Origin of the sequence: Kitasatospora sp. NPDC057936 (genome assembly GCF_042887525.1) — a bacterium.
GTDB lineage: Bacteria > Actinomycetota > Actinomycetes > Streptomycetales > Streptomycetaceae > Kitasatospora.
In genome coordinates this window covers 11,295-18,460 of record NZ_JBHVPD010000148.1, presented here as the reverse complement: position 1 = coordinate 18,460, position 7,166 = coordinate 11,295, and the positions used below count along the sequence as shown (strand labels likewise).

Genomic DNA, 7,166 nt, shown 5'->3' with positions numbered 1-7,166 from the left:
TTTGATTACATACTGCACCCCCACCCCGTCGTGTTCACCCCCGCAGCCACCCCCGGCACCCCCCACCCACCCGAAAGCCCACCCCGCACCCCAAGCCCCGCGCAGCGGCCCCCACTACGCTAACCACAACCCCACCACCCACCCCCCAACAGGAGCCGTCCCCGATGCCCGCCGCCCCCGCCAACACCCCCGCCCCCCTGTTCGCCGCCATCGACATCGGCGGCACGAAGATCGCCGGGGCGCTGGTCGACGACCTCGGGCGGCTCCACCATCGGGTCCAGCTGCCGACCCCCGCCCAGGAGCCGGCCGGGGCGGTGTTCGCCGTCGTGCACAAGGTGCTGGACCAGCTGGCCGGATCACCGGGCTGGGCCGCAGTGACCGCCCTCGGCATCGGCAGCGCCGGCCCGGTGGATCTCGTCCAGGGCACGGTGAGCCCGGTCAACATCCCCGGCTGGCGCGGCTTCCCGCTCGTCGCCGAATCAGCCGCACACCCGGCCGTGGCCGCCCGCCACCTGCCCGTACACCTGGCCGGGGACGGCGTCGCGATGGCCGCCGCCGAGCACTGGCGGGGTGCCGCGCGGGGCGCCGCGAACGCGTTGTGCCTGGTGGTGTCGACGGGCGTCGGCGCGGGCCTGGTCCTGGACGGCTCCGTCCGGCCCGGCCCGAGCGGGAACGCGGGCCACCTCGGCCACATCACGGTCGACCTGGACGGCGAGCCCTGCCCGTGCGGTTCGCGGGGCTGTCTGGAGGGCATCGCCAGCGGCACGGCGATCGCCCGCCGGGCACTCGCCGAGGGCTGGCAGCCGACCGGGGAGGACCGTTCGGCCCGCGCCGTCGCCGAAGCCGCCACCGCCGGCGATCGGATCGCGCTGGCCTCCTTCGACCGTGCCGCCAAGGCCCTGGCGGCCGGGATCGCCGCCACCGCCACGCTCGTGGACCTCGACCGGGTGGTGATCGGCGGAGGAGTCGCCACCGCCGGGGAGCTGCTGTTCACCCCGCTCGCCCGGCACCTCGACGAGTACGCCGCCCTGCCGTACGTCCGGGGTCTCGACGTCCGCCACGCCGAACTCGGCACCGATGCGGGCCTGATCGGCGCCGCCGCCCTCTGCCGCTGACCCGCACGCCACGCGCCACGCGCCACGCACCGCGCACCACGCACCACCCCCGACCCCCGGGAGACCCGCCATGCACCTTCTCCCTCCCTTCGCCCTGCTCCACAACCCGGTCCGCACCTACGCCTGGGGCTCCCTCACCGCCATCCCCGAGCTGACCGGCACAGCACCGACCGGCGCGCCACAGGCCGAGCTGTGGATGGGCGCGCACCCGTCCGCCCCGTCCCTCCTCCTCGACCCCGACGGCCCCACCACTCCGCGCCCACTCGACGAACTGATCGCCGCCGCCCCCGACACCCTGCTCGGCCCCGACACCGTCCACCGCTTCGGCCCGGTACTCCCGTTCCTCCTCAAGGTGCTCGCCGCCGACCGGCCGCTGTCCATCCAGGTGCACCCCACCCGGGCGCAGGCGGCCGCAGGGTACGACGACGAGGAGGCGCGCGGCATCCCGCTCGACGCGCCCGAGCGGATGTACAAGGACCGTGAGCACAAGCCCGAACTGCTCTGCGCCCTCACCGACTTCGAGGCCCTGTGCGGCTTCAGGCCGACCGCCGCCACCGCCGACCTCCTCGACACCCTCAACACCGTCAACACCCGCGACACCCCCAACACCCTCAACACCGTCAACACCCGCGACACCCCCAACACCCGCGACACCCGCGACGTCCCGATGCTCGCGCCCTGGGCCGACGCCCTCCGCAGCCGCCGCCCCGCCACCGAGGTCCTCCCCGACCTGCTACGCGAAGCCTTCACCAAGACCCGCCCCACCCACTCCGAACTCGCCACCCTCGCAGCACATTTACACCGCATCGCCGCCACCGACAGCCCGTACGCCGAGGCCTGCGCCGCCTACGCCCGCGCCGCCGACGAGCACCCCGGCGACCCCGGCCTCATCGCCGCCCTGCTCCTCAACCACGTCCGGCTGGCCCCCGGCCAGGCGCTCTACCTCGGAGCCGGAGTCCCCCACGCGTATCTGCGAGGCACGGGCGTGGAGTTGATGGCGAACTCCGACAACGTGCTGCGCTGCGGCCTCACACCGAAGCACGTCGACGTGGACGGCGTCCTCGCCGTGACATGCTTCGACCCGTCCGAAGCAGACGTCCTCGACCCCACCGACGAGGGACAATTCCCAACCCCCACCCCCGAATTCAGCCTCTCCAGGCTCCACCCCACCGAGTGCCCCACCCGCGCCGACCTCCCCACCCCCCAGATCCTCCTCTGCACGAAGGCCGAAGCCCGCCTCCGGTCCCCCGACGGAGCCGTCCTCGACCTCCCCCGCGGAGCCGCCGCCTACCTGCGCCCGGGCGCCGGGCCGGTGTGGCTGACCGGCCCGGGCGCCGAGGTGTTCCGCGCCACCACCGGCGCGCCGGCTCAGGCGGGCAGCGGGTGGCCGAAGAGCAGGTCGTAGCCGTCGGGGAGCTGGTCGAGCACGCGGTCGACGAGGTCCCCGGGCGCGAGGTCGACGGTGGTGCTGAGGACGGCCCCGATGTCCCACTGCGCGGTCGCCGGGGTGGCCCCGTCGATCCAGCCGACGACGGCCTCGACGAAGCGCTCGGCGGTCAGCGGTGCGCAGGTCGGTGCGGCGTCGCGCAGGAGGGTGGCATAGGCGCCGGGCAGGGCCTCGGCGAGCTCGCCCCGCTCGCCGCCGACCAGGTGCTCGCCGAGCAGGGCGAGCACGACGCGGGTGGCGTGGTCGGCCTCCGCGCGGCCCCCGTACTCCCCGCGTTCGACGACGCGGTCGAGGAAGTCCTCCGAGGAAATGGTCATCGCGTCCTCCTTCCGCCCGGTGGGTACCGGCGGGAAAACGGCGGCGACGACTGCCGCGGCGGCCGGGAGCGGAATGCGACCAGCGTGCGCGGGGGGACCGACGCAGCACGTCACCGACGCCGAACGTACCGGTGCCCGTGCTGCTCAGCGTACTGCGGAAGGGCGGGCGGGCGGACCGACGCCATTGTCGATCACACCCGAATTCGACCCGGTCCGTCAGGCCGCGGAGGCCCGGCACCGCCGGCGCGTGCGGCGCGCCGAGGTGGCCCCGCCGGCCCTGACCGGGACCCACTGCGGCGGCCCGGACGGCGGCGCCGTCGGCGCGACCTCGGCGGCCCGAAGGCACTCCGGCATAAACCCGGAGAGAAAACGCCGTTCGCTCTGGCTGAGTTTCCGCGAGCGCCCGGATTCACGGTCCCTGGCGACCACCACGGTACGGGCTCGCATAAAGACGAGTGGTTCCCGGCAGACATTCACCTCGACGTGTGCGGAACTACGCCCGAGCCGTTCGACGGAGATCCGGACGGACAATGGCTCGGGCCGGTGGTGCAACTGTTCCAGGTAATCGATCTCGTGCCGCGCGATGATGAATCCGGACGGGAAGAGCGATTCCCGCACGGCGGTCGCGTGGTGGCGGAACAGGTCGTAAATCCCCTCCTGGACGTAGCCGACCAGCCGGGCGTTGTTGATGTGCCCGTTCTCGTCGACGTCGCTCCACCGGGTGGGGCAGGCCAGCACGTGCGCGCCCGGGTGCAGGGCGCTCACTGCCGCGTCAGCCCGGCGCCGGTCTCGGCGGGGAGCAGCGCCCGCTGCAACCTGGCGTAGTAGGCGGACTGTTCGCTCGCCATGCGGGCCGCGGTCCAGCCCTCCTCGGCGGCCTCGGCGGCGGTCTGCACGACCAGGCTGTCGAGCACCGCGTCGACCGAGCGGCAGAGTTCGGCGACGGCGGCCAGGCGCTCGGTGACGTCGGAGCCGCCGGCCGCGCTGCGGGCCGGGAAGGCGGCCAGCGAGTCGACCGCGAGGCGCAGATCGTCGACCGCGGCGGGCTGCTGCTCGGAAACGCAATTGCGCATGTTTTCTCCCGGAAAAGTCGCGGCAGGGCAGGGCCCGGCCCTGGTCGAATGCGTCGGATTACGCCGGGGGGAACGGTCGGACCACCCCCGGGCGGAACGGACGCTATCCCAGCCCGCACGGCCCGCGACAGGTTTGCGGACGATCAAGGGAAACTCACTTCCATTGGAGTAGTTTGGCGGGGCACAAAATATGCCGCATCAGCCGAATGCTCCGGCGCGGGGCGTGTATTCGCCACCCTCCGCCACCCCTGGTGCCGCGGCCGCCGTCACCAACCCCCGCCCCACCAGCGCGCCTTGTAGAGGTGGGTGCCGCGCAGGACCCGGGTGCCGCCGGGCCGGTGGAAGGTCAGGACGGAGGTGCACCAGTCGCACGGCGCGGTGTGCTCGGGGGCGACGGTGAGGAGGCGCCCGGTGCCGGGTTCGTCGCCGACGCTCTTGAGGTCGCGCTCGGCGGCGCGGTCGGCGAGCCGGACGGGGGTGAAGCGGCCGCCGGCGGTGTCGTACTGCCAGAGCGCGGTCAGGGTGCTCACCCAGAACCGTCCCGGCGCGGCAAGGACGGGCGCGAGGTCGTGCCCGCCGCGGCCGGGCAGCGGGACGGCGCGGACGGCGGTCAGCGCGGGCGCGGCCGGGGTTCCGCCGACGCGGAGGGCGGTCAATTCGTCGTCGCCGAGCGCCCAGAGCAGGCCGGTGCGCCGGTCCCACTGGACGCCGTGCGCACCGGGGAGCGGGTACTCGGCGTGCGCGGTGGCCCGCGGCCCCTGCGAGGCGGCGTAGACGCGCACCCAGCCGCCCTCGCTCGCGGCGACGGCGACGTTGCCGTCGGGGAGCAGCTCGATGCTGTGCGGGTTGGCCGCCGCCCCGGCGTCGGTCGCCCAGCGGGTCGCGCCGGTGGTGGTGTCCACGACGGCGGCGAGGCCGCCGGAGGCGGTGACGAGCAGGAAGCGCCGGCCGCCGCGTATTCGGCTCTTGGCCTCGTCCGGAGCGGTCCACGTGGTGGCGGGCCCGAGGTCGGCGAGGTCGGGCGCCAGATCGGCGCTCCAGCTCCAGACGACGGGCAGCCGGTCGGGGCCCCGGTAGGCCATCAGCTCCTCGGCGCTCTGCAGGACGAGCACGCGCCGCGACCCCTGGTCGACGACGGCCACCGCCCAGCCGGGCTCGACCGCGTACGCCCCGGCGGCGGGCGCGCAGAGCAGCAGGGCGCACAGGCCCACGAGCGTCCTCCTCGGCACGCCACCACCGTGCCGGGCCCGCGCGCCCGCCGCACAGCACACGCAGCCGAACGGGCGTGCGAACCGTCGCCCGACCCCCCTTGCACCCTCGCCGCCCCACCCCGCAGGCCCGCCGCCCAGATCCGACCCGACTCCACACCGACTCCGACCCGACTCCACACCGACTCCGACCCGACTCCACGCCGGTCAAGCCTTGGTAAAGTCCGGTCGGGCCCCTGGCAGTACCATTTCACGTATCACATCATGCTCCCCATGAGAAAAGTCATCGCCCTCCTCTCGGCCGCCGCGGCCGTCGCCGCCCTGGGCGGAGCCGCCTCCGCCGCCGAGCCCGACACCGCCGCCCTGGAGGACACCGGCCAGGGCAGCCTCGTCTGGAGCTCCTGCAACGACGCCACCACGCCGGCGCTCCAGTGCGCGATGCTCGACGTCCCCGTGAACTACGCCGACCCGCACGGCCGGAAGATCAAGATCAAGCTGAACCGGCTGCCCGCCACCGCCCCCAAGGACAAGCGGCAGGGCCCGATCCTGCTCAACCCGGGCGGCCCCGGCGACTCCGGCCTCTGGATGCCCGCCTACATCTCCGGGCAGATCCCGAAGGACGTCGCCTCCACCTACGACTGGATCGGCTTCGACCCGCGCGGCACCAACGCCAGCGACCCCCATGTCGTCTGCGACGCCCACTACTTCGACGCCGAGCGCCCCGACTACCAGGTGAGCCAGGGCACGTCGAAGGCATGGCTGAAGAAGGCCGCCGGGTACGCCGCCGACTGCGCGGCCGACTGGTCCTGGCTGCTGCCGCACATGACGACGGTCGACAACGCGCGCGACATGGACAGCATCCGCCGCGCCCTGGGCGTCCAGAAGATCAACTTCTACGGCGGCTCGTGGGGCACCTCACTGGGCTCGACGTACGGCCAGCTCTTCCCGAAGCACGTCCGCCGGATGGTGCTCGACAGCATCGTCGGACCGACCATCAGCTGGTACGACCACAACATCCTGCAGGACAAGGAGCACCAGCGGCGTTTCGACGCCTTCGCCGACTGGGCCGCCAAGGCCGACTCCGTCTACCACCTCGGCACCGACCGGGCCGCCGTCGAGAAGGCGTACGCCCAGGTCGAGGACGCCCTGCGGAAGGACCCGGTCGACGCCGCGCCCGCACCCGGCAAGATCGGCCCGGCCGAGTTCGAGGACACCTTCTACGGCGGCGGCTACAACTTCCTGCGCTGGCCCCGGATGGCGACCGTCCTGTCCTCCTACCTCGTCCAGCACGACACCCGGCCGCTGAACATCGCCTACAACAAGTACGCCGCGCCCGGCTCCGACGACGGCACGTTCCCCGCCTACAACGCCGCGCAGTGCACCGAGAACGCGTGGCCGCGCGACTGGGAGACCTGGAAGAAGGACCAGGCCAAGGTCAACGCCGAAGCGCCGTTCTACACGTATAACAACATGTGGTACAACGCCGCCTGCATGTTCTGGCCGTACCAGGGCAACCAGGCCGGCCGGCTGAAGATCACCGGCAAGGGCCTCCCGCCCGTCCTCCTCTTCCAGGCCACCGAGGACGCCGCCACCCCGTACGAGGGCGGCCTCGCGATGCACGACGCGCTTCCGGGCAGCAAGCTGGTCGTGCAGGACGGCGGCAGCTTCCACGAGATCCTCTTCCACGGCAACGCGTGCCTGGACGACACCTTCACCGCCTACCTGCGCGACGGCAGCCTCCCCGACGGCAAGGGCCGCGTCGCCAAGACCTGCGCCCCGGAGGCCGATCCGGCCCCCGTGCTGGTGACGCCGCCGCCCACCCTCACCGCCAAGACCGCGGCCCCGGCGGCGCCGCTGTCGCCCACCGACCCGGAGGCCGTGCACGGCGTCCTGCGGTGACTCACCTCCGTGGGGGGGGGCCCCCCGCCCCGGGGGGGGGGGCCGGGCCGCCCCCCCCCCCCCCCCCGCGGCCGCACCCCAAAAAGATGTGGGGAAGAAGACCGGGG

General features: G+C 73.6%; 7 protein-coding genes. 3 read left to right on the top strand and 4 right to left on the bottom strand.

What is annotated here, in order from left to right:
* Positions 1–164: 164 nt before the first annotated feature.
* Both ACFVU9_RS43040 and manA read left to right on the top strand, forming a co-directional pair.
* Positions 165–1,115: an ROK family protein gene (locus ACFVU9_RS43040; protein ID WP_387603121.1), complete on the top strand. Its 951-nt coding sequence runs from the start codon at positions 165–167 to the stop codon at positions 1,113–1,115.
* A gap of 70 nt (positions 1,116–1,185) precedes the next feature.
* Positions 1,186–2,520 (top strand): mannose-6-phosphate isomerase, class I, encoded by a 1,335-nt coding sequence (gene manA / locus ACFVU9_RS43035; protein WP_387603118.1) that lies wholly within the window; start codon positions 1,186–1,188, stop codon positions 2,518–2,520.
* Here manA and ACFVU9_RS43030 read toward each other — a convergent pair.
* The 4 genes from ACFVU9_RS43030 to ACFVU9_RS43015 all read right to left on the bottom strand — a co-directional run bounded on the left by ACFVU9_RS43030 (position 2,484) and on the right by ACFVU9_RS43015 (position 5,181).
* Positions 2,484–2,879 carry a DUF2267 domain-containing protein gene (locus tag ACFVU9_RS43030; RefSeq protein ID WP_380447588.1) on the bottom strand — a complete coding sequence of 132 codons (396 nt, stop codon included), beginning with the start codon at positions 2,877–2,879 and terminating at the stop codon, positions 2,484–2,486. The two genes, manA and ACFVU9_RS43030, sit on opposite strands and share 37 nt — an antisense overlap.
* A gap of 216 nt (positions 2,880–3,095) precedes the next feature.
* Positions 3,096–3,644, bottom strand: a complete 549-nt coding sequence (locus ACFVU9_RS43025; RefSeq protein ID WP_387603115.1) for an acyl-CoA thioesterase — start codon at positions 3,642–3,644, stop codon at positions 3,096–3,098.
* Complete coding sequence (locus ACFVU9_RS43020; protein ID WP_380447592.1) at positions 3,641–3,952, bottom strand: hypothetical protein; 312 nt, start codon at positions 3,950–3,952, stop codon at positions 3,641–3,643. Before ACFVU9_RS43020 ends, ACFVU9_RS43025 begins: the two co-directional genes overlap by 4 nt.
* A gap of 266 nt (positions 3,953–4,218) precedes the next feature.
* Positions 4,219–5,181: a DUF6528 family protein gene (locus ACFVU9_RS43015; protein ID WP_380447594.1), complete on the bottom strand. Its 963-nt coding sequence runs from the start codon at positions 5,179–5,181 to the stop codon at positions 4,219–4,221.
* A 252-nt stretch (positions 5,182–5,433) separates the two neighbouring features.
* Between ACFVU9_RS43015 and ACFVU9_RS43010 the strand changes: the two genes are divergently transcribed.
* Positions 5,434–7,059: an alpha/beta hydrolase gene (locus tag ACFVU9_RS43010; protein ID WP_387603111.1), complete on the top strand. Its 1,626-nt coding sequence runs from the start codon at positions 5,434–5,436 to the stop codon at positions 7,057–7,059.
* The last annotated feature ends 107 nt before the right edge of the window (positions 7,060–7,166 follow it).

Excerpts from the sequence above, each read along its gene's own strand:
- ACFVU9_RS43030 (WP_380447588.1), bottom strand. The coding sequence starts at position 2,879 with ATGACCATTTCCTCGGAGGACTTCCTCGACCGCGTCGTCGAACGCGGG.
- ACFVU9_RS43020 (WP_380447592.1), bottom strand. The coding sequence starts at position 3,952 with ATGCGCAATTGCGTTTCCGAGCAGCAGCCCGCCGCGGTCGACGATCTG.
- manA (WP_387603118.1), top strand. The coding sequence starts at position 1,186 with ATGCACCTTCTCCCTCCCTTCGCCCTGCTCCACAACCCGGTCCGCACC.
- ACFVU9_RS43040 (WP_387603121.1), top strand. The coding sequence starts at position 165 with ATGCCCGCCGCCCCCGCCAACACCCCCGCCCCCCTGTTCGCCGCCATC.
- ACFVU9_RS43010 (WP_387603111.1), top strand. The coding sequence starts at position 5,434 with ATGAGAAAAGTCATCGCCCTCCTCTCGGCCGCCGCGGCCGTCGCCGCC.